This is a genomic window from Streptomyces milbemycinicus (genome assembly GCF_002154605.1).
In the GTDB taxonomy this organism is placed as follows: Bacteria; Actinomycetota; Actinomycetes; order Streptomycetales; family Streptomycetaceae; genus Streptomyces; species Streptomyces milbemycinicus.
Map to the genome: position 1 here is coordinate 1 of NZ_MUNE01001165.1, position 1,334 is coordinate 1,334.

At 71.1% G+C, this 1,334-nt stretch carries 1 protein-coding gene; it reads right to left on the reverse strand.

Translation table 11 applies throughout. From position 1 onward, the window contains the following. The coding region (locus CCN51_RS51820; protein ID WP_086861290.1) for a cytochrome P450 at positions 1-1,334 on the reverse strand (1,334 nt) is incomplete at both ends.

Sequence of the window (1,334 nt, forward strand, 5' to 3'; positions counted from 1 at the left end):
TTCCACCAGGGTCGCTGGGCCGCGTTCCCGGAGTCGCGCCCCCTCTCCGTGGATGTCGCGTCCTTGGGGGTCGAGGGCGAGCGGGTGGAGGTCGAGGGGGCTGGGCTGGGGTTCCATGCGTTGCCTCCGGGGTTCTGGTCGGTCGCGGCGGCACTCACGGCGTCGTACTTGGCGGCTATCGGGGGGAAACTCACCGGCAGGGCGGCCAGGGCCCGGTGGATGGGCCCCGGGCGCCACCGCAGTTGATCGGGGTGGACGGCCAGCTCGATGTCGGGGAGGCGGTCGAGGAGTTTCTCGATGGCGATGGAGGTGATGATCCGCGCCGGGTCCTTCGCCGGGCAGGCGTGCGGGCCCGCGCCGAACGACAGGTGGGCGCGGTTGCCGCGCCGGTCGGAGATCAGCTGTGGGTCGTTGTTGGCGGCGGCCATGCTGATGAGGACGGGGGCGCCCTTGGCCAGCCGGTGCCCGGCGACGGTGACGTCGTGAACCGGGTAGTGGGTACAGAAGTTGGCCACCGGAGGGTCGGTCCACAGCACCTCGTCGAGCGCGTCGTCGACCGGCATGGTGCCGCCCGACAGATCGCCGGCGAACCGGTCGTCGGACAGCAGCAGCCGCAGCGCGTTGCCGATCAGGTTCTTCACGGGTTCGACGCCCGCGCCCAAGAGGAGGATGAGCTGATGGGTCATTTCCTCGTCGTTGAGCCGGGCGGGGTGGGCTATCAGCCAGGAGGTGATGTCCGCCGCGGGCTCGGCCCGCTTCGTGGTGATGAGGGCGGAGAGGGCCTCGCGGAGGACGGCGTCGGCCTTCATGGCGTCCTCGTCGATGTCGAAGAGCGCGGCCATGCCCTTGACCAGCGTCTCGCTGAGCTCGGGCGGGCAGCCGAAGAGCTGGTTGAAGACGAGCAGCGGCAGCCGGGCGCAGTACTCGCTGAGCAGTTCGGCCTCGCCCTCGGGGCCGAAGAGGTCGATGAGGAGGTCGGCGCTCTCCTCGACGTAGGTGCGCAGGGTATGTGGGTTCAGCCGGTTGAGGGTGTCGGAGACCGCGCCGCGGTACCGCTCGTGGTCCTCGCCGTCGGTGTACATCGGGGTGGGCCGGTACATCATCAGCGGGACGATGGGGCTGTCCATGGGGACCGTGCCGTCGGCGAGGGCTTCCCAGCGGCGCGGGTCCCTGGCGAAGGTGTCGGGGCTGCGCAGGATCTCGAGGGCGGTCGCGTAGCCGGTGGCGAGCGAGGCGTGGACGCCGGGGGCGAGCTCCACGGGCGCGACGGGCCCGTACGCGCGCAGCCGCGCGTAGACGGCGGACGGGTTTTCGGCGAACTCGGCTCCGTACAG